Annotated in this window: 18 protein-coding genes; 4 read left to right on the top strand and 14 right to left on the bottom strand. The window is 66.3% G+C overall.

Translation table 11 applies throughout. The features are described from left to right. The first annotated feature begins 90 nt into the window (after window positions 1–90). A complete protein-coding gene (locus tag BLQ58_RS10605) occupies window positions 91–1,095 on the top strand; it encodes an SDR family oxidoreductase (protein ID WP_092597507.1) in 1,005 nt (334 codons plus the stop codon). A 19-nt stretch (window positions 1,096–1,114) separates the two neighbouring features. Here BLQ58_RS10605 and BLQ58_RS10610 read toward each other — a convergent pair whose 3' ends face one another. The 3 genes from BLQ58_RS10610 to BLQ58_RS10620 all read right to left on the bottom strand — a co-directional run bounded on the left by BLQ58_RS10610 (window position 1,115) and on the right by BLQ58_RS10620 (window position 3,645). Then, window positions 1,115–1,909 carry an SDR family NAD(P)-dependent oxidoreductase gene (locus tag BLQ58_RS10610; protein ID WP_092597510.1) on the bottom strand — a complete coding sequence of 265 codons (795 nt, stop codon included), beginning with the start codon at window positions 1,907–1,909 and terminating at the stop codon, window positions 1,115–1,117. Window positions 1,910–2,072: 163 nt separating this feature from the next. Next, the gene (locus BLQ58_RS10615; protein WP_092597513.1) at window positions 2,073–2,204 is read right to left on the bottom strand and encodes an MFS transporter small subunit; all 132 of its coding nucleotides are present in this window, start codon (window positions 2,202–2,204) and stop codon (window positions 2,073–2,075) included. A gap of 13 nt (window positions 2,205–2,217) precedes the next feature. Continuing rightward, window positions 2,218–3,645 (bottom strand): L-lactate MFS transporter, encoded by a 1,428-nt coding sequence (locus BLQ58_RS10620; RefSeq protein WP_092597516.1) that lies wholly within the window; start codon window positions 3,643–3,645, stop codon window positions 2,218–2,220. A 953-nt stretch (window positions 3,646–4,598) separates the two neighbouring features. On the opposite strand from BLQ58_RS10620, the gene BLQ58_RS10625 reads away from it, so the two are divergent. Next, on the top strand, window positions 4,599–6,587 hold the full coding sequence (locus BLQ58_RS10625; protein WP_092598062.1) for a PhoX family protein: 1,989 nt from the start codon (window positions 4,599–4,601) through the stop codon (window positions 6,585–6,587). A gap of 80 nt (window positions 6,588–6,667) precedes the next feature. Here the strand turns inward: BLQ58_RS10625 and BLQ58_RS29455 are convergent, their stop codons facing one another. From BLQ58_RS29455 to BLQ58_RS10635, 3 genes are read right to left on the bottom strand one after another with little or no spacing between them, the layout of a single operon-like run. After that, complete coding sequence (locus BLQ58_RS29455) at window positions 6,668–6,853, bottom strand: hypothetical protein (protein ID WP_254775888.1); 186 nt, start codon at window positions 6,851–6,853, stop codon at window positions 6,668–6,670. Window positions 6,854–6,874: 21 nt separating this feature from the next. Then, window positions 6,875–7,852, bottom strand: coding sequence for a BamA/TamA family outer membrane protein (locus tag BLQ58_RS10630; RefSeq protein WP_254775889.1), 978 nt, complete (start codon window positions 7,850–7,852; stop codon window positions 6,875–6,877). A 5-nt stretch (window positions 7,853–7,857) separates the two neighbouring features. Continuing rightward, a complete protein-coding gene (locus BLQ58_RS10635) occupies window positions 7,858–8,934 on the bottom strand; it encodes a hypothetical protein (RefSeq protein ID WP_254775890.1) in 1,077 nt (358 codons plus the stop codon). Window positions 8,935–9,112: 178 nt separating this feature from the next. On the opposite strand from BLQ58_RS10635, the gene BLQ58_RS10640 reads away from it, so the two are divergent. Then, window positions 9,113–10,021, top strand: a complete 909-nt coding sequence (locus BLQ58_RS10640) for a LysR family transcriptional regulator (protein ID WP_092597519.1) — start codon at window positions 9,113–9,115, stop codon at window positions 10,019–10,021. A gap of 24 nt (window positions 10,022–10,045) precedes the next feature. Here BLQ58_RS10640 and BLQ58_RS10645 read toward each other — a convergent pair whose 3' ends face one another. The 8 genes from BLQ58_RS10645 to BLQ58_RS10680 all read right to left on the bottom strand — a co-directional run bounded on the left by BLQ58_RS10645 (window position 10,046) and on the right by BLQ58_RS10680 (window position 17,205). Continuing rightward, window positions 10,046–10,285, bottom strand: a complete 240-nt coding sequence (locus tag BLQ58_RS10645) for a hypothetical protein (RefSeq protein ID WP_092597522.1) — start codon at window positions 10,283–10,285, stop codon at window positions 10,046–10,048. Between the two features lie 77 nt (window positions 10,286–10,362). Further along, window positions 10,363–11,010, bottom strand: coding sequence for a hypothetical protein (locus BLQ58_RS10650; RefSeq protein WP_092597525.1), 648 nt, complete (start codon window positions 11,008–11,010; stop codon window positions 10,363–10,365). A 12-nt stretch (window positions 11,011–11,022) separates the two neighbouring features. Further along, window positions 11,023–12,315 (bottom strand): CaiB/BaiF CoA transferase family protein, encoded by a 1,293-nt coding sequence (locus BLQ58_RS10655; protein ID WP_092597528.1) that lies wholly within the window; start codon window positions 12,313–12,315, stop codon window positions 11,023–11,025. Window positions 12,316–12,349: 34 nt separating this feature from the next. Beyond that, complete coding sequence (locus tag BLQ58_RS10660; protein WP_092597531.1) at window positions 12,350–13,243, bottom strand: MaoC family dehydratase; 894 nt, start codon at window positions 13,241–13,243, stop codon at window positions 12,350–12,352. Between the two features lie 12 nt (window positions 13,244–13,255). Beyond that, a complete protein-coding gene (locus tag BLQ58_RS10665; RefSeq protein ID WP_092597534.1) occupies window positions 13,256–13,663 on the bottom strand; it encodes a Zn-ribbon domain-containing OB-fold protein in 408 nt (135 codons plus the stop codon). 14 nt (window positions 13,664–13,677) lie between these two features. Further along, a complete protein-coding gene (locus tag BLQ58_RS10670; protein WP_092597537.1) occupies window positions 13,678–14,844 on the bottom strand; it encodes a thiolase domain-containing protein in 1,167 nt (388 codons plus the stop codon). 34 nt (window positions 14,845–14,878) lie between these two features. Further along, window positions 14,879–15,994, bottom strand: a complete 1,116-nt coding sequence (locus BLQ58_RS10675; protein WP_092597540.1) for an acyl-CoA dehydrogenase family protein — start codon at window positions 15,992–15,994, stop codon at window positions 14,879–14,881. A gap of 17 nt (window positions 15,995–16,011) precedes the next feature. Further along, window positions 16,012–17,205: an acyl-CoA dehydrogenase family protein gene (locus BLQ58_RS10680; protein WP_092597543.1), complete on the bottom strand. Its 1,194-nt coding sequence runs from the start codon at window positions 17,203–17,205 to the stop codon at window positions 16,012–16,014. 222 nt (window positions 17,206–17,427) lie between these two features. On the opposite strand from BLQ58_RS10680, the gene BLQ58_RS10685 reads away from it, so the two are divergent. Next, on the top strand, window positions 17,428–18,957 hold the full coding sequence (locus tag BLQ58_RS10685; protein WP_092597546.1) for a class I adenylate-forming enzyme family protein: 1,530 nt from the start codon (window positions 17,428–17,430) through the stop codon (window positions 18,955–18,957). Window positions 18,958–18,959 lie beyond the last annotated feature (2 nt).

Consider the following 18,959-nt stretch of genomic DNA (forward strand, 5'->3'; position numbering starts at 1 on the left):
GCGCGAGGGGTCGCCCTGCGCGGGCACGGGATGTGCGACGACAGCCAGGGGCGCGGCCCAATTCCTTTTCATCGCAGCTAGAGGGGCAACATGAAGATGCTGAAGAAGATTGGCTCACAGGTCATCGTGCTGACGGGCGCTACGAGCGGCGTGGGGCTTATCACGGCGCGCAAGGCGGCCGGGCTGGGCGCCAAGCTGGTTCTGGTGGCCCGCGGCGAGGATGCATTGCAAAAACTGGCCGAGGAACTTCGCGAACACGGTACCGAGGTCATCACCGTCGCCGCCGATGTCGGCAAGCACGAGGACGTGGCGCAGGTGGCGCAGTCGGCCATTGACCGCTTTGGCGGCTTCGATACCTGGATCAACAATGCCGGCGTGACGATCTTCGGCCGTCATGACGATGTGCCCCTCGAAGATCACCGGCGGCTGTTCGAAACGAACTACTGGGGCGTGGTCCACGGATCGCTGGCCGCCGTGGCGCACCTGCGCCAGAACGGCGGGGCCATCATCAACATGGGAAGCGAGTCCTGCGACTGTCCGCTGCCGCTGCAAAGCGCGTATGTGGCGTCGCAACATGCGATCAAGGGCTTTACCGACACGCTGCGGCTGGAGCTGGAGCAGGAAAAGGCGCCGGTATCGGTCACGCTGATCAAGGCCGCTGGGATGGATACGCCCATCGTCACCCATGCGAAGAACTTCCTGCACGTGGAGCCAAAGCAGGCGTCGCCGCTCTACGACCCATCGATGGCCGCGGAAGCGATCCTGTTTGCCGCGGAGCACCCGCGTCGCGACATGTTCGTCGGGGCAGCCGCCAAGGCGTATTCGGCAGCGGCGTACTACGCGCCGCACGCGTTCGACCGCTTCATGCGGCGCTTCATGGGCCGCGCCCAGCAGACCGACATGCCGGCGGGGCCGCGCGACGACAACGCGCTGCACGCCGCCGGCAACAGTCTGATAGAGCGGACCGGAGACCGCCGGACAATGAAATCGTGTCCCTATACGGCCTCCACCCGCCATCCGGTCCTGACGACGGCGCTGGTGGTGGGCGCCTCTGCGGCCATGGCGGCCGCGCTGGTGCGCCACCGCCGCGGGTAGGCTGCCGGCAGCCCTTCGTTCAGAGGATGGTGTCGACCACGCCGCCATCCACGCGCAGCGCGGCGCCCGTGGTGGCCGACGCCTGCTTCGAGCACGCGTAGACGATCATGTTGGCCACCTCGTCGACCGTGGCCGCGCGCTGGATCAGCGAGGTGCTCCGGTGTGCCTTGACGAAATCGGCCGCCACCTCTTCGGCGGATTTGCCGGTCTTTGCGATGTCATCCTTGAGCATGGCTTCCACGCCCTCGGACAGCGTGGGGCCGGGCAGCACCGAGTTCACCGTTACGCCGGTGCCGGCCAGCCGCTTGGCCAGGCCGCGCGACACCGCCAGCTGGGCGGTCTTGGTGAACCCGTAGTGGATCATCTCCACCGGGATGTTGACGCCCGACTCCGAGGCCACGAATACGATGCGGCCCCATTTGCGCTGGACCATGCCCGGCGCATAGGCACGCGACAGCCGCACCCCGGTCAGCACGTTGACCTCGAAGAAGCGCGACCATTCGCTGTCCGGGATCTCGAAGAAGTCCTGCGGCTGGAAGATGCCCAGGTTGTTCACCAGGATGTCGACGTCGGGATGGGTCTTGACGAGCGTGTCGCAGACCCCGGCATCGACCAGGTCGCCGGCAAAGCCAGCCACGTTGGCATCGGGCACGGCGGCCTTCAGCGCCGCGATGGCCTTGTCGACACTGGCCTGGCTGCGGCCATTGAGAATCACGCGTGCGCCCGAGCCGGCCAGGCCGCGCGCCGTGGCAAAGCCGATGCCGGCGGTGGATCCGGTTACCAGGGCGGTCTTGCCCGACAGGTCGATCTTCATGTGAACTCCAAGGGTAGGTAGGCCCCGTCAAGTGTATGAAGCCGGCGGCAATGTGCAAGGCTGGCGTGGGGAATGCAGCATTTCAGCCGTGCGTTGCCGCAAAAAACAAAAAAAGGCCGCAAGCGATTGCGGCCTTCGGTGCTTGCCCGGCGCGGGCAGGCGCTTACTGGAACAGCTTCATCGCCTGGGTGATGGTGTTTGACACCCCCCAGACCAGCGGGACAAGCACATAGAGCCAGAAGGCGGCCAGCAGGCCCTTGTTGGTCGGTTGCGCGTTGAGGTTCTGGTTATCCATTTGTGACTCCTGATCAATGGGCCGCGCCGGCGCTGGCGCCCAGCCGGGCCACGTCGGCATCGCTCATGTGGTGCTTCGCGTTGACGCGCGACACCAGCAGGTTGCAGATGAAGCCCACCACCAGCAGGCCGGCCATGATGTGCAGCGTCATGGCGTAGGCTTCGGCCCCCGTCACGCCGTGCGCCACCTGGTATTCGCGGATGTAATTCACCAGCACCGGGCCGGCGATGCCTGCCGCCGCCCAGGCGGTCAGCAGGCGGCCGTGGATGCCGCCCACGAAGGCGGTACCGAACATGTCGGCCAGGTAGGCCGGGATGGTGGCGAAACCGCCGCCGTACATCGACATGATCACGCAGTAGCCCAGCACGAACAGCGCGATATTGCCGCTGGCGCCCAGTTGCGGCACCAGCCAGTACAGCACGGCACCCAGCGCGAAGAACACGAAGTAGGTGTTCTTGCGGCCGATCCAGTCCGACGACGAGGCCCAGAAGAAGCGGCCACCCATGTTGAACAGCGACAGCAGGCCCACGAAGCCGGCGGCGGCCGCGGCGGTCACGCTGCCCTTGAAGCTTTCCTGGATCAGCAGCGACGCCTGGCCGAGCACGCCGATGCCGGCCGTCACGTTCAGGAACAGCACCAGCCACAGCAGGTAGAACTGCGGCGTCTTCAGTGCCTCGTCGATATGCACGTGGTTACGCGTGATCATCTTGTTCTCGACCACGGGCGGGGTCCAGCCTTCGGGCTTCCAGCCCGGCGGCGGGACGCGGATCGCCAGCGAGCCGATGGTCATCGAGATGAAGTAGCCCACGCCCATGACCAGGAAGGTCTGGGTCACGCCCACCGAGGTGGCGCTCTTGAAGTAGTTCATCAGCGCCACCGACAGCGGCGCGGCGATCATCGCGCCGCCGCCGAAGCCCATGATGGCCATGCCGGTCGCCATGCCGCGACGGTCGGGGAACCAGCGGATCAGCGTCGACACCGGCGACACATAGCCCAGACCCAGACCGATGCCGCCCAGCACGCCGTACCCCAGGTAAAGCAGGACGATCTGATGGGTATAGACGCCCAGCGCGGAAATCAGGAAGCCGCCGCCAAAGCAGCAGGCCGCCGTGAACATCGTGCGGCGCGGGCCGACGCGCTCCAGCCATTTGCCGGCAAATGCGGCCGAAATGCCCAGGAAGAAAATCGCCAGCGAGAAAATCCAGCCCAGCGTGGTCAGCTTCCAGTCGTCAGCCACGGATTCGGTAATGCCGATCACCTTGGAAAGGGGGGCATTGAAAACCGAGAATGCATAGGCCTGGCCGATACAGAGATGTACCGCAAGCGCGGCGGGCGGCACCATCCAGCGCGAAAATCCCGGTTTGGCGTAGGTCGCTTCTTTCGAGAAGAACGGCGCCGGCCCTTGGGACGGCATGCCACCTTCATTCATAACACTGCTCATTGGATGTTCTCCAGTCGTGGATCCTCGGTAATCCGTCCGTGCAGTCTGGCGCGTCCGCCGGGTCTGGGTGGCCCGTCGGTTGACCCCGTCACACCCTCGGCGCGGATTACCTCCAGAGGTTGTCGCCGTGCCGGGCTTTCAGAGACGTTTTGGCCCGGGAATGGCGACGGTTGCTACGGGTTGCTACAAAACGGATAAACGGAATCGGGCGCGCGGACGCGCGCCGGCGTGACCCGAAGGGGCCGGGGATGAGGGCGGCTGGAGACGCAGGGAGCGTCCCGTCATGGAATGGATCATTGTTTTTCCGACTGGGGCGAACAATATATGCACAGGGTTGCATATATTGCCGGGGAAAATATTATGCGCAGAACCATAGCCGGCCCGATTGATCACTTCAATAGGCTAAAGATGACATATTCCCCAGATACCTGAATTTGTGGTGCTCATGAGAAAAAATCCGGAGTGGTTTCCGGTATCCGTTTGATTTTCACCACACTCCGGTAGCCATTCGAAGCCCGGTCTACCGCTCTCCCAGGTCAAACATCGGCCATGGATTGGCCTGACCGTATGTCAAGACACGTTGTCATGAGACGGACATCGGCGGCCATTACGATCCGTTCCGTGGCGGTTTTCCTCTGCCATGAAAGGACAAGCCGGTCGAACCAGAAATGGGGTGCAACGGGCGACATAGTGGGTGTCGTGCGGACCGGCGAATTGACACGCTGCGGCCAGATCCTGGCTGCGGCGTTTTTTTCGCCCGCGATTTGTACCGGCCCGCGGCGGGACATGCAACAGGGTGTTGGATGTATGGGTCATTCACGTCGGGTTCAACTTGTTGTCATAAACGCGCCATAGGATGCGTTCCGGCGCGGCCTTGTGCCGCCGACCTCACAAGGCGAATGGCCGGCCATTGGCAGGGCGCGTTCGATAACAACCAGACGGGAACCATACAGATGTTCGAAAAACCTGACGCTTCGCGCCGCAAGGCCCTGAAACTCCTGGCCGGCGCGCCGATGCTGCCGCTGGGCCTGGCTTCCACCTCGCTGCTGGCTGGTTGCGGCGGCGGCGACGATGCGCCTGCAGCGGTGACCCCGGGCGGTACCACGCCCCCGGCCACGGTCACGCCGAGCTTCGTTTCGGCCGAGTTCACGGGCATGGCCGCGCCTTCGCTGAGCAACCCGGCCGCCATGGCCACGACCACGGTCGGCTCCAGCCTGTCGGTGAAGCTGAGCGACGGCAGCACGCAGACCTACAAGCTGGCGTACCAGCCGTTCTTCATGACCGGCGACATGGTGCCGGACGGCAATGGCGGCCAGATCCTGGCCGGCGGCTACTTCAACATCAACAACAGCCCGATCATCGATCCGTCGGTGACCGGCGCCAAACAGTTCTTCTCCGATTCGCCGGACGGCACGTCGCTGCTGAAGATCGACGGCGCCAAGGTTGCCGGCGTGAAGGGCAACACGGTCTTCGCCGTGGTGCAGTTCGAATACACGACGTGGGACCAGGCCAAGGCCAAGGACATGTACGGCCGCCTGCCGTCCCCGATTGCCGTACTGACGCTGGACCAGGACCCCGCCACCGGCAAGCTGACGCTGGTGAAGTACCACAACGTGGACACGTCGGGGGCCAACGGCCTGTGGATCACCTGCGGCGCCAGCCTGTCGCCGTGGAACACCCACCTGTCGAGCGAAGAGTACGAGCCGGACGCGCGCACCGCCGACACGAACCAGCAGTGCATCGACTATGCGCTGAACCTGTACGGTACCTCGACGGTCAAGTTCAACCCGTACCTGTACGGCCACCTGCCGGAAGTCACGGTCAACCCCGACGGCACGGGCTCCATCAAGAAACACTACTGCGTGGGCCGTATCTCGCACGAGCTGGTGCAGGTGATGCCTGACAACCGCACTGTGCTGATGGGCGACGACGCCACCAACAGCGGCCTGTTCGTGTTCGTCGCCGACAAGGAAAAGGACCTGTCGGCCGGTACGCTCTACGTGGCCAAGGTCGGTTCGGGCTTCTCGGTGGACCCTGCTGCCGCCGGCGCCGACCTCACCTGGATCAAGCTGGGCCATGCCACGAGCGCGCAGGTGGAAGCCTGGGCCAAGTCGCACACGTTCGCCGACATCATGGATTACTCGGGTACCGATCCGGCCGATACGACGTACACGAAGATCATGCTGAGCGGTGCCGCGCAGTGGGTCCGCGTCAAGCCGGGCAAGGAACTGGTCGCCGCATTCCTGGAAACCCACCGCTACGCAGCCCTGATGGGCGGCAGCATGGGCTTCACCAAGATGGAAGGCACGACGGTCAATATCAAGGACAAGATCGCCTACTCCGCGCTGCAGAACATCGTCGATTCGATGGTGATAAACAATACGGCCAAGGGCTGGTACGCCGAGAGCGGTATCGGCGTGCCGGCTGCGATCAACTCGGGCGGCGTGCTGCAGCACAAGCTGGCAGGCGGCCAGAAGGATACGTCTGGCGCCGCCATCAACAGCGAATGGATGCCTGTGCATACCCAGGCGCTGATCGTCGGCAAGGACATCACGGCTGATGCGCTGGGCAATACGTCGGACCCGGAAACCCTCGGCAACCCGGACAACCTCAAGTTCTCGGAAAAGCTGCGCACGCTGTTCATCGGCGAGGACAGCAGCCGCCACACCAACAACTTCCTGTGGGCGTACAACGTCGACACGAAGAAGCTGTCGCGCCTGATGTCGGTGCCGGCGGGCGCGGAATCGACGGGCCTGCACGCCGTGGACGAGATCAACGGCTGGACCTACATCATGAGCAACTTCCAGCACGCTGGTGACGGCATCAAGACGCAGGTCAAGGCGCAGGTGGAGCCGCTGGTGTTCGCCAACTACAAGAACGGCCTGGGCGCCTCGGTCGGTTACCTGACCGCCGATCCCACCAGCATGAAGCTGGGCAAGTAATTCCGGGCTGCGTCACGCATCAAGGCGCCGCGGGCCGAAGGGTCCGCGGCGCTTTCCTGTCCCTCGAAGACGCCGGGGCTTCAGAACGCCTCGTTGATCTGGAAGTAGACGCCCTTGGTGTTGCGGCCGACGCCGACGTCGAACCGCACGTTGACGCGTGGCTTGAACTCGAAGCGGTAACCCACGCCGGCGTTCGGCAGCCAGTGGGCCGACGTCAGTGCGCCGGGGTTGCCGGCGATGGCGCCGGTGCCGGCCCAGAACACCATGCCCTGGCGTCCTGCGATATGCTAGCGGTATTCCACCTGCGCGGTCAGCATGGCCTTGTCGCGATACTGGCCCATGAAATAGCCGCGCATGCGCCGGTTGTCGCCAAGCTTGGACATCATGCTCCACGGCACGTCGCCCCAGTTGAACTTGCCGTAGATGTCGAAGGCCAGCACATCGCGCTCGCGCATCCGGAAGTAATTGTCGTAGATGATTTCCAGCGCTTCGAAGTCGTTGTCGCTGCCGATGGCACGCCGGTAGACCGTGCCATTGACCAGCAGCGCCTGACCCTTGTAAGGGTTGGGCAGGAAGTCGCGCGTGTCGTACGAGAAATGCGCGGTCAGGCCGCTGCTGAGCACGCGCGTGCCGTGCGGGTCGGTGGCCAGTGCGCTGCTGGCGCCGCGGTCCAGCTGGGCGGCATTGTCGTATTCGAAATCGTAGCCGCCGCCCACGTAGATATTGGGGCGCACCCGCACCATGACGCGGGGCTGCACCACGATGCCGCGCCGCGTGTAGCCTTCCTTGTTGGCGTCGTTGATGGCGTTGTCGTAGCCGATGCCCCAATACGAGGTCGGCATGTTGATCAGGGCGCCGCTGAAGACAAAGCGATAGCTGTCGTCGGCGAAGAACGTGTTGTTGTCCACGCCGATGCCCACGGCGCCCGAGGTGGTCAGGAAGCCGTGCAGGTTCAGCGTCGACAGCTGCGTGTCCTTCCCGGCGTTTTTCGGCTTGTACAGGCCTACCGCGGCGGCCCCGACGCCCAGTCCCATCTCGGGGTTGTAGAACGGCCCGGGCAGCACGCCCCAGTCGATGCCGTGGCTCAGGTCCACTTCCTTCGACGCGCCAAGCTTGTTCAGCACCTTGTCGATCCAGCTCACGTGCTCGGGCCCGGGTTTGGACTCCGGCGCAGCGTCGGCGGCGGCGGTCTGCGCCACGGCGCTACCGGCGCAGCCCGCCAGCAGCATCGTGCAGAGAGAAGCCGTAAGCGGGGCGGTGCGCATGGTCGTCAGAACCGGAAGAAGCCGGTGGCGATGATGTTGTTGCGGTTATAGCCATAGCCGATCTCCATCAGCAGGCCGAAGCTGCGGTTGATCGTCCAGCTGGCGCCGACAGAGCCGCTCCAGTATCCCGTCACATGCTCGCCGATCTGGTAGTTCAGCCGCGCGGTCTGGCCGTCGGTGTCGGGCAGGGGCACGTCGAAATGGCCAGTGATGGTGGCGCGCGTGCGAAAGTACGTGGCGCCGACATACGGGGTCAGCAGCCCCAGCCCATGGCCCAGCCGGATATTCCAGCCCACGCGCGGCCCGATGTTGATCGACTTGATGGGCGTCTCGGACATGGTGATGTCCGCCACCGTGTATGTCACCGGCAGCGAAAAGAACAGATGCTTGTAAGTGCCCACCAGCGTGAAGCCGCCGCCGTAGGTGTGCCCGCTGTAGTTGGCGTGTTGCGTGGGCAGCTTGATCGGCTGGCTGCACGCTGCCCGTGGCCGACGCCCGCCACAGCCGACGTTGATGCCGAAGAAGCGTTCCAGATCGGTCAGCGACGAAAAGCCGATGTCGATCGATCCGCTGCCCTGCACGTTGCCGACGATCCCGTACACATTCATGAACGGAAACAGCCAGGCCCCCACCTGCACCTGGTTCGACGTGTTATGGATGCGCGACTGCTGGAACTGGACAAAATCGGCCGCGCGCAGCGGATTGTTGCCGGCGGATACCTGCAGGTCGCTGAGCTGGTAGCGCTGGTAGCCGTCAAAGTACGAGTAGCCGATGTCGTACGGATTGGGCAGGTTGTAGCCCTTGTCGATCACGCGCTGGGCGAAGAAGGGCAGCGCGCGGTCCCACAGCGGCGGTTCGGGCGGCGCGGGTTCCGGGGTTCCCACCGGGCCGACGATGCCGCGATACGGACCCGAATGCGTATCGGGCGATGCCGTCGCTGCCGCCGCGCCGCCGCTGCCGCCGGCCGTCCATGCGTGGGCAATGCCCGGGAGGGCGAGCGCCGCCGCAGCCGTCAGGCCGGCCAGCCTGTGGCGCAGGGACAGTCGGACGGTGGCGCCGCGCTGGCTGCCGCAGGCGGACATGGGTGGCTGGATTCCTGGGGATCGATGCGGATGGAACCGATGTTCCCCGATTGCCCGCCAGCGCCGAAGTGAATGTTTTCGAAAAGCGACTTAGGAGATTCAGGCGGCCGCCCCGGATTCCCGGTCAGGTATTCTTGCACCATTGCCAACCGCAGGTTGTGAATACATCGCGAGGATTATGGACAGGGCACGCGTCTTGACACTGTTTCTGGGCGTGGTACGGGCCAGGAGTTTTGCCCGTGCCGCAGTGGAGGCCGGCGTCACGCCCCAGGCCGTCAGCAAGGCCGTGCGCACGCTGGAGGAAGACCTGGGCGTGCGGCTGTTGCATCGCACCACCCGCAAGCTGAGCCTGACGGACGAAGGCGCCCGGCTGTTCGAACTGGCCGACCCCGGGCTGCGTCAGCTCGACGAAGCCCTGGCGCAGGTGCGCAGTGCCAAAAGCGAGGACGATGGCCTGATCCGGCTGACCGCGCCGCCATCGGTCGGCACCCACGTGCTGGTGCCGCTGATGCAGCAGTTCCGGGCGACGCATCCAGGCATCACGTTCGACCTGCAACTGAGCGATCTTTTTACGGACCTGGTCGAATCACGCATCGATGTCGGCTTCCGGTCGGGCACAAGCCCGGGCCAGAACCTGGTGGCGCGCCGGCTGGCCGACCTGCCGCTGGTCATCTGCGCGGCGCCGGCCTACCTGGAACGGCATGGCGAACCCCGCACGCTGGACGAACTGCTGCGGCACGCCTGCACCGGCTTCCGGCGGCCCGTGACAGGCCGCATGGTGCCGTGGGAACTGAGCATCGACGGCGACCTGGTATTCCAGGACGTGCCCGCCGTGGCAACCTTCAACGACGTGCAGACCGAGATCGCCGCCGTGCGGGCCGGCATGGGGATCGGCCAGCTGTCGATGTTCCTGGTTCGCGACGACGTCGCCGCCGGCCGCCTGATACCCATCCTGCGGCAGTTCGACAGCAACAATGTCGGTCTCTATATGTACTACCCGCACCGCACCCATATTCCGGTGCGGGTGCGTCGGTTCATCGATTTCGTGGCCGAAGCGGGCCGTGTGGCGGCGCTGACAGGGGCCTGAGCAGGAATTTGCCTGCCGGCGGTGTCAGCTGGTATGGATCGGCGCGAGAGCCGCCTTCGGCGCGCTGGCCGACGGGATGCCGGTGGTGGCGCCCGGGCCGGTGCCGGCCGCGGTGTCGCAATGGCATGCGGCGGGCTTGACCTGCTGACGCTGATGGGCGTTGGCACGCGCGCGCTCGATCACGGCAAAGTCGGGACCGGCAACGGCGGACAGCGAGGCAAGGAGGGAGGCTGCGCCACACAGGGCGAGCAGGGCGGACTTCATCGAAGACTCCGGTGGGTGGGGAAAACCGTTGATCGCGATGATCCGCCTTTCCGGGTATAGCGTCCAAGACCGGTTTGTTATGCGGGGGATAGGCTGGGCCAATAGTGCGCGGCAGGCGGCGCGGCCCGTAGGGGTGGCCCCGCATGACGCAGCACATCGTCGGCGGCCGTGACATGTCGCAGCAGATCGAGCGTGATGCCGAATCTGTCATGGAATGATGATTCCACGTCTTGGCCCGGCGGCCAGCCTACGCCGCGTTTCAGCGACGGCAGGCCGGCGCGCTCGTGTGGCGCCTCGAACAGCAGCCGCATCAGCCGCTGCGTCCGGCACAGGTCTCCGAAGGCCGCGCCTTCCGCAAACAGTGCGCGCCGGATACGTTCGGGCGACACGCCCAGCAAGCCGGCAGCGAACCCGGCACTCCATGGCAGATCGGGTTGCAGGAAAATGCGCCGCGACAGCACGCGATGGAGCAGCGGCTGATCGGAATGGTCGGTTGCTGGCGCGATGTCGATCCGGCAACCGGCTGGCTGCGCCATGCTGCCGGCCATCAGCAGGTCGAAGCCCTGGAACGCTTCGACCCGGCACGGCAGGCGTGGCACCAGCATGCGGTCGAAGCCGTCGCGCCGTAAAACGGCCGTGCCACGCGTGGCCGTGACCGTTACCGGGAACGCCGGCGCAAGCCGCGCCACGCGCAGATGCAACACCGACTCGATGCTGAGCCGCATGTCCGCCGCCGGCTAGAGTACGCCCTTGGCGCGCAGGTCCGCCACGTCCTGCGGGCCGAGGCCCAGGCAATCGCGCAGCACTTCGTCCGTGTGCTGGCCCAGCGCGGGCGGCGCGTGGCGCAGCGTGGGCGGCGTGTCGGACAACCGTAGCGGGCTGGCGGTGGAGCAGATCCGGTTCACGGTATCGGCCTCGGGACGGTCGGAGGTCGCATAGCGATACTGCTCCACGCGCAGTCCGCGATGCTGCACGTGCTCGTCGGCGAACGCCTGCCCGATGTCGTTGATCGGGCCGCAGGGCACCGAAGCCGCCTCAAGCAGGCCGATCCATTCGTGCGTCGGCCTGGCGCGTGTGACATCGCTCATCATCGGAATCAGCGTGTCGCGATGAACGACGCGGGCGCTGTTGGTGGCGTAACGCTCGTCGCGTGCCCAGTCGACACCGGCTACCTCGCAAAAGCGCGCGAACTGCCCGTCATTGCCGATGGCCAGCAGCATGTTGCCGTCCCGGGTCGGAAAGTCCTGGTAGGGCACCACGCTCGGATGTACATTGCCCTGGCGCGTCGGCACCACGCCGGCGTTCAGGTAGCCCGCCCCCTGGTTGGCCAGTACCGCCATGGCCACGTCGAGCAGCGCGATGTCGATGCGCTGGCCGCGCCCGGTGTGGTGGCGGGCCTCGATCGCGCCAAGGATGGCCGTGGTGGCATACATGCCCGTGAACACGTCGATCACCGCCACGCCCACGCGCAACGGGCCGCCGCCCGGTTCGCCATCGGGCTGGCCCGTGATGCTCATCAACCCGCTCATGGCCTGCACCAGCAGGTCGTAACCGGGCCGCGCGGCATAGGGCCCGGTCTGGCCGAAGCCGGTAATCGAGCAGTAGACCAGGCGCGGGTTCAGCGCGCTGAGCGTCTCGTAGTCGAGCCCGTAGCGTTTGAGGCTGCCGGTCTTGTAGTTCTCGATGACCACGTCGCTCTGCTGCGCCAGGTCGCGCACCAGCTTCTGGCCCTCGGCCGTGGCGATGTCCACCGTCACCGAGCGTTTGTTGCGGTTGCACGCCGCGAAGTAGCTGGCCTGGCGCGTGGGCCCGTCATCGCCTTCCAGGTACGGCGGCCCCCAATGGCGGGTGTCGTCGCCGGCGCCGGGCTTCTCGATCTTGATGACGTCGGCGCCCATGTCGGCCAGGTTCTGGGTACACCATGGGCCCGCCAGCACGCGCGACAGGTCCAGCACGCGGAGATGGCTCAGTGCGCCGGTCTGCGGCGACGGCGGCGGCAGGCCGGGGGTAGGTTCGTTGGAAGCGGTCATGACGAAGGAATCAGACGAATTCGGAGGGGCGCAATCAGGCAATCTCGGCCCAGCCATGGCTGAGCACGACCTTGTCGCGTTCCAGCACCCTGGCGCGCAACTGGAACTGGCCGGCATGTTGCGGATCGCGCCAGATCTCGGTCACCAGCGTCTCGCCGGGGAACACAGGCGCGGCAAAGCGGATATCGAACGCGCGCAGCCGCGCCGGGTCATGGTCCGCGCACTGCCGCAGCAACGCGTGGGCCACCAGCCCGTAGCTGGCCAGGCCATGCAGGATGGGCCGCTCGAATCCGGCGGCACCTGCCACGGCGGGATCGGCGTGCAGCGGATTGAAGTCGCCCATCAGGCGGTACAGCAGCGCCGCCTCTGGCCGCGTGGGCTGGGTATCGACGAAATCCGGCGGACGGTCTTCGGGCACCGGCGGCAGTGCCGGCAGCGGTTCGTCGCTGGGCTGGCCACCATCCAGTGCGCTGTAGCCGCCGTCGCCGCGCAGGAACGACACTTGCTGGATCGTGGCCAGCAGCTCGCCCTGTACGGTTTCCAGCCGGCGCTCGGTGACCATGATGGCGCCCTTGCCCGCGCCCTTGTCGGTCAGATGGGTGATGCGGTTATGACCTACCACCTCGGCATCCGCAGGCAGCGGCCGATGCAGCCGCAGCCGCTGTTCACCGTGCAACAGCTTGACCCAGTCGATGCCGGTATCGGGCTCGCGGGCCCAGAAGCCCGGATAGCCCAGCACTACTGCCTGCGAGGGCAGCGCGCGCAGCCCGCCCGGCGTGCCTTCGTAGACGAAGGGGAGGGCCGACGCGTTCATCGGGTCGTTGCCCAGGCCCAGGCTCAGCGCGTACAGCATGGTGTCGCGCATCGTGTAGTGCTGGCGCACCGGGGGAAAGACGCGGTTGCGCAGGTGCTGGTAGTGGATTGCCATCGGCTGCTCCGCTCAGGCCGCTTCGACCGGCGCGAAGACGGGCACGGGCGCGCCGCCTTCTGTCTCGGCAAAGCGCACCTTCACGCGCTGGCCGATACGCACGCTGTCCAGGTCGGTATCGACGATATGGGTGAGCATGGTCACGCCTTCATCGAGCTTCACATAGGCGATGCAGAACGGATTGGGACCGGCGCGGCGGGTGATGCTGAACGAGTAGATCTCGCCCAGGCCGCTGGCGTCCTTCCAGTCGGTGTCGCCCAGGCAAAACGGGCACAGCGCACGTGGATACCAGTGGGGCTTGCCGCACGACTTGCAGTGGCGCACCAGCAGGCGGCCTTCGCGGGCGGCTTGCCAGAAGGGGGCGTTGTCCGGCAGTTCGTCCGGAGCCTTGAGAACGGTGGGAACGTAGGGAGTGGTCATCGTTAGCCTCGCGCTTATTCGCGTTCCAGGATCAGGGTGGCCGAGCCATGGCGCGATCCCATGTAGCCGCCGGTCCCCTGGGCCAGCGCAAGCTGGCAGTTCTTGACCTGCACGGCCGGATGGGCTTCGCCGCGCAGCTGTCGTACGGCCTCGATCACCTTGGTGATGCCGCCGCGATTGGCCGGGTGGTTGTTGCACAGCCCGCCGCCATCGGTGTTGACCGGCAGCTTGCCCACGCCCGAGATCAGGTTGCCGTCCATCACGAACTTTCCGCCTTCGCCCTTCTTGCAGAACCCCAGGTCTTCGAGCTGCATCAGCACGGTGATGGTGAAGCTGTCGTAGATCGACGCGTACTGGATATCGGACGGGGTGACGCCAGCCTCGGCAAATGCTGCCGCACCGGACACGCGTGCGGCCGACCAGGACAGGTCCACCTGGCCGCCCAGCAGGCCCTTGACGTGTTCGCCCGCGCCCAGCACCTTGATCTTCGGCCGGTTCAGCTTCGCCGCGATCTCGGGGCGTGCCACCACCAGCGCACCGCCGCCGTCGGATACCACGCAGCAGTCCAGCCGGTGCAGCGGATCGGAGATCATCGGCGAGTTCAGCACGTCCTCGACCGTCACCCGTTCACGCAACATCGCGTTCGGGTTGTGCTGCGCGTGATGCGAGGCCGCCACCTTGATCCACGCAAGCTGCTCGGGCGTGGTGCCGAACTCGTACATGTGGCGCTGCGCCACCATCGCGTACAGGTTGACCGTCACCGGGCTGAACGGCGCCTCGAACGGCTGGTCGGGCAGGTTCGCGCCCCAGTTGCGGGCCTGCATGCCGCTGGAGCCCTCCGAGCGCGGGCGCCCGGCCAGCGTGATCAGCGCCACGTTGCACTTGCCGGCGGCAATCGCCTGCGCCGCGTGCGAGACGTGCGCGATATAGGACGATCCGCCCATTTCGCTCGAATCGACGTGGCGCGCGTTCAGGCCCAGGTAGTCGACCATGTTGACCATGCCCAGTCCGGGCGCGTCACCGGCGCAGAAGTAGCCGTCCACGTCGGCCAGCGTCAGGCCGGCGTCTTCTAGCGCGCCGCGGGCGCTCTCGGCGTGCAGTTGCGGCACGGTCTTGTCCGGTGCCTTGCGGGTCGGGTGCTCGTAGGCCCCGACGATGTATGCCTTGCCATGGATGCTCATGGGTGTGTCTTCCTTCTGATGTCTGGTGTGCGGATCAGGCCGCGATCGCGGCCATGCTGGCGCTGTAGCGTTCCATGTGCAGGTCGGTGTCGCCGAGCAGCACATCGGTCATGGCCAGCGCCTTGAAATAGTCGCCGACCTCAAGCTCGTCGGTCATGCCCATGCCGCCGTGCAGTTGCACGGCCTGCTGCCCGACAAAGCGTGCGGCGCGTGCCGTGATCACCTTGGCGGCCGATACCTTGCGGCGGCGCTCGTCTGCATCGGTGGCGTCCAGGCCCTGGGCGGCCACGTAGGCCATCGACAGCGCCAGCTCCTTCTGCAGCAGCATGTCGGCCATGCGGTGCTGCAGCGCCTGGAACGATGCCAGTGGCTTGCCGAACTGCTTGCGCGCGCCCAGGTATTCGGCGGTCACCTCGATCAGGCGCTCCATCGCGCCGGCCGCGGCCGCGCACTGCGCCGCAATGCCGTGGTCGATGCCGAGTTCCAGCGCCTGCAGCCCGTTGACCGTCACCAGCGTGGCCGGCACATCGGCCAGCTTCAGGTCGGCGCCGGACAGACGGTCGATGGTCGGGTAGGCGGTCACGGTCAGCCCCGGGGCGTCGCGGCTGACCAGGAACAGCGCCAGCGTGCCATCGAGCTTCGCAGAGACCAGATAGGTATCGGCCGCGCCGCCATGCCATACCACCGACTTCGCGCCGCTCAGCACGTAGCCGTTCGGCTCGCGCTGGCGTGCCACGGTCTCGGCCGCGTCCAGCCGATAGCGTGTGGCGGGTTCCAGATAGGCCAGCGCAAGCACCTTGCTGCCATCGGCGATGGCCGGTAGCCATTCGGCCTGCTGCGCGGCCGGCGCATGGTGCGCCAGGATGGCCGTGGCGATGGCCGCCGGAATCACGGGTTCCTGCACCAGCCCGCGGCCCAGTTCGCGTTGCACCACCACCTGGCTGGCGGGGCCCTCGCCAAAGCCGCCGTGGTCCGCCGGAACGGTCAGGCCCAGCACGCCCATGTCGGCCAGTTGCTGCCACGTGGCGCGGTCGAAGCCGCCATGCTCGCGCGCATTGCGGCGGCGATGCTCGAACGAATACTCGGATGCGACAAAGCGGCGCAGGCTGTCGGCCAGCATCTGCTGTTCTTCGCTGTAGGTGAAATCCATGCCTGTCGTCCCCTGCGTTAGAAACCGATGATCATCTTCGAGATGATGTTTTTCTGGACCTCGGTGGAGCCGCCGTAGATCGTGGTCTTGCGCATGTCGTAGTAGGTTGAAGCCGCGGGCGCGGCCCAGTCCGGGCCGCTCACGGGCTGCGGCGCGCCGGGCTCCATCCAGTCCGGCGAGTACGGCCAGCCGTTCGGGCCGGCCACTTCCATCTGCAGCATCGCAATGTCCTGCTGCAGTTCGGAGCCCCGAATCTTGACGATCGACGCCTCGGGGCCGGGCGTGCCGGCTGCCTGGGTGGCAACGCGCAGCAGCAGCATTTCAAGCGCGAGAAGTTCCATCTCCACGCGGGCAATCTTGTCGCGCATGCGCACGTCGTCGATCAGCGGACGGCCCCGGCCGTCGGTAGTCCCGGCCGCGTAGTGCCGCAGCTGGCGCAGTTCGCGGTAGCAGTGGCCGATGCCGGCAATGCCGGTACGTTCGTGGCCCAGCAGGTACTTGGCGTAGGTCCAGCCCTTGTTTTCCTCGCCCAGCAGGTTTTCCACCGGCACCTCGACGTCCTCGAACCAGGTCTCGTTCACGTCGTGGCCGCCGTCCAGCGTCTTGATCGGGCGCACCGTCACGCCGGGCGACTTCATGTCGATCAGCAGCATCGAAATGCCTTCCTGCGGCTTGGCCTCGGCGTCCGTCCGTACGAGGCAGAAGATCCAGTCGGCAAAGTGCGCCATCGTCGTCCAGGTCTTCTGGCCGTTGACGATGTACTTGTCGCCCTTGCGCACCGCGCGGGTCCGCAGCGATGCCAGGTCGGAGCCGGCGCCCGGCTCGGAATAGCCCTGACACCAGAAGTCTTCCACGGTCGGGATGCGCGGCAGGAAGCGGGCCTTGTGCTCGGCGCTGGCGTACTTCATCAGCACGGGGCCGATCATCGTCAGTCCGAACGGCAGCATGCGCGGTGCGCCGGCGCGGAAGGTCTCGATCTCGAAGATCAGGCGCTGCAGTGCGTTCCAGCCCGTGCCGCCCCACTCGGTGGGCCAGGTCGGGGCCCCCCAGCCCTGGGCGTGCAGGATGCGGTGCCAGCGCACGTAATCGTCTTTCTCCACACGGCGATGGCCCAGTACCTTGTCGCGGATGTCGGCGGGCAGGCTGGCCCGCACAAAGGCGCCGACTTCCTCGCGAAAGGCTTCTTCTTCTCTTGTGAAACGCAGGTCCATGAACTGTCTCCGGTCAGTGAAAACGATTCTATGGGCGTGTACGCCACGCTGGTTCGAGATTGCCGAATCCAGCCTTCCGGATACCGAAATGCACGGCCGCCGCATTCCGCAGCGCGGTTTCAGGCCAGCGAAGCCGACCCTTGTGATTTACGAATGGCGCCGGCCCGGCTTTGGCGCCATGCTGCGCGAACCTCTTCATCGCATTCAGCAAGGACGGCCAGCGTGACCACCCGGATTCATGAGCTGCTTGACCATTGGTTGGCCGAGGCCCCCAATGAACCGTTTCTTCACCTGCCGGACGGCCGCAGCCTGAGCTTTGCCGATCTGGGCGCGCTGACCGACACGGCCGAGGCGGAACTGCGCGAACTCGACGTGCGACCCGGTGATCGCGTGATGGTGGTGGCCGAGAATTGTCCCGAGCACGCCGCGCTGATCCTGGGCTGCAGCCGCGTGGGCGCGTGGTCGTGCGGCGTCAATGCCCGCATGGCCGCCGGCGAGATCGATGCCTTTGCCATCCGTGCCGATGCGCGGCTGGTGTACTTCACCGCAGCGGCGTCGCGCGCCGCCGCCGCGCACGCGCAGCGCTTCGGGGCCGCACCGTCGGCGCTGCCCGGCATACAGCGTTCGGCGGTGCGCGCCGATGCCATGCCGGAGCCGGCGCCGCTGCGTGACCAGGTGGCCGCCCTGATCTTCACATCGGGCACCACGGGCGAGCCCAAGGGCGTGATGCTGACGCATGACGCATTGATCCATTTCGCGCGCGTGACCCGCGATGCCCGCGCGCTGGGTCCCGCCGACCGCAGCTATGCCTTCGTGCCGATGACCCATATCTTCGGCCTGGGCACGGTGCTGCTCAGTTCGCTGCTGGCCGGCGCGCAGCTGGTGATGCGGCCGCAGTTCGATCCCGCCGATCTGCTCGACGCGCTGGCCCATCACGGCGTGTCGCAGTTGCAGGGGCCGCCCACGCTGTTCTCGCGGCTGCTGGTCTATCTGCAGGAACAGGGCATCGCGCAGCCGCTGGCCCCTGCGCTGCGCTATCTCTACACCGGTGCCGGTCCGCTCGACCTGTCGCTGAAGACGCGCGTGGAAGCCACGTTCGGCCTGACGCTGCACCATGGCTATGGCCTGTCCGAATACGCCGGATCGGTCCATGTGACGCGTCTGGGCGAGCGGCGTCCAGATACCAGCGCCGGCTACGCCGTGGCCGAGGCCGAGGTGCAGGTGACCGATCCCGTGACCGGCCAGCCGTTGCCGCTGGGCCAGCGCGGCGAACTCTGGCTGCGGGGCAGGGGGCTGATGCCGGGCTACTTCCGCGATGCGGCGGCCACCAACGCGGTGATGCGCGAGGGCGGCTGGTACGCCAGCGGCGACCTCGGCGAGATGCATGCCGATGGTGCGCTGTTCGTGGTGGGTCGCCTCAAGGAAATGATCATCCGCTCGGGTTTCAACGTCTACCCGGCTGAAGTGGAGACCGCGCTCAACACGCATCCGAGCATCCAGCGGTCTGCCGTGGTCGGCGTGGCCGAGGGCGACGGCAACGAGGAGATCGTCGCCTTCGTCGAACTGCGCCCCGGCGCGGCGCTGGAACCGGAGGCCTTGCGCGGCCACCTGCAAAGCCGCCTGGCCCCGTACAAGCGGCCGGCGCGCATCGTGGCGCTGGCCGAACTGCCCACCAATAACAACGGCAAGATCCTCAAGCGTGTGCTGCAGGAGCAGGCCGGTTCGATGTCGATCCAAGGAGACCCAGCATGAAC

Source organism: Ralstonia sp. 25mfcol4.1, from assembly GCF_900104095.1.
Lineage (GTDB): Bacteria > Pseudomonadota > Gammaproteobacteria > Burkholderiales > Burkholderiaceae > Cupriavidus.

Excerpts from the sequence above, each read along its gene's own strand:
- BLQ58_RS10605 (WP_092597507.1), top strand. The coding sequence starts at position 91 with ATGAAGATGCTGAAGAAGATTGGCTCACAGGTCATCGTGCTGACGGGC.
- BLQ58_RS10610 (WP_092597510.1), bottom strand. The coding sequence starts at position 1,909 with ATGAAGATCGACCTGTCGGGCAAGACCGCCCTGGTAACCGGATCCACC.
- BLQ58_RS10615 (WP_092597513.1), bottom strand. The coding sequence starts at position 2,204 with ATGGATAACCAGAACCTCAACGCGCAACCGACCAACAAGGGCCTGCTG.
- BLQ58_RS10620 (WP_092597516.1), bottom strand. The coding sequence starts at position 3,645 with ATGAGCAGTGTTATGAATGAAGGTGGCATGCCGTCCCAAGGGCCGGCG.
- BLQ58_RS10625 (WP_092598062.1), top strand. The coding sequence starts at position 4,599 with ATGTTCGAAAAACCTGACGCTTCGCGCCGCAAGGCCCTGAAACTCCTG.
- BLQ58_RS29455 (WP_254775888.1), bottom strand. The coding sequence starts at position 6,853 with ATGGTGTTCTGGGCCGGCACCGGCGCCATCGCCGGCAACCCCGGCGCA.
- BLQ58_RS10630 (WP_254775889.1), bottom strand. The coding sequence starts at position 7,852 with ATGCGCACCGCCCCGCTTACGGCTTCTCTCTGCACGATGCTGCTGGCG.
- BLQ58_RS10635 (WP_254775890.1), bottom strand. The coding sequence starts at position 8,934 with ATGTCCGCCTGCGGCAGCCAGCGCGGCGCCACCGTCCGACTGTCCCTG.
- BLQ58_RS10640 (WP_092597519.1), top strand. The coding sequence starts at position 9,113 with ATGGACAGGGCACGCGTCTTGACACTGTTTCTGGGCGTGGTACGGGCC.
- BLQ58_RS10645 (WP_092597522.1), bottom strand. The coding sequence starts at position 10,285 with ATGAAGTCCGCCCTGCTCGCCCTGTGTGGCGCAGCCTCCCTCCTTGCC.
- BLQ58_RS10650 (WP_092597525.1), bottom strand. The coding sequence starts at position 11,010 with ATGCGGCTCAGCATCGAGTCGGTGTTGCATCTGCGCGTGGCGCGGCTT.
- BLQ58_RS10655 (WP_092597528.1), bottom strand. The coding sequence starts at position 12,315 with ATGACCGCTTCCAACGAACCTACCCCCGGCCTGCCGCCGCCGTCGCCG.
- BLQ58_RS10660 (WP_092597531.1), bottom strand. The coding sequence starts at position 13,243 with ATGGCAATCCACTACCAGCACCTGCGCAACCGCGTCTTTCCCCCGGTG.
- BLQ58_RS10665 (WP_092597534.1), bottom strand. The coding sequence starts at position 13,663 with ATGACCACTCCCTACGTTCCCACCGTTCTCAAGGCTCCGGACGAACTG.
- BLQ58_RS10670 (WP_092597537.1), bottom strand. The coding sequence starts at position 14,844 with ATGAGCATCCATGGCAAGGCATACATCGTCGGGGCCTACGAGCACCCG.
- BLQ58_RS10675 (WP_092597540.1), bottom strand. The coding sequence starts at position 15,994 with ATGGATTTCACCTACAGCGAAGAACAGCAGATGCTGGCCGACAGCCTG.
- BLQ58_RS10680 (WP_092597543.1), bottom strand. The coding sequence starts at position 17,205 with ATGGACCTGCGTTTCACAAGAGAAGAAGAAGCCTTTCGCGAGGAAGTC.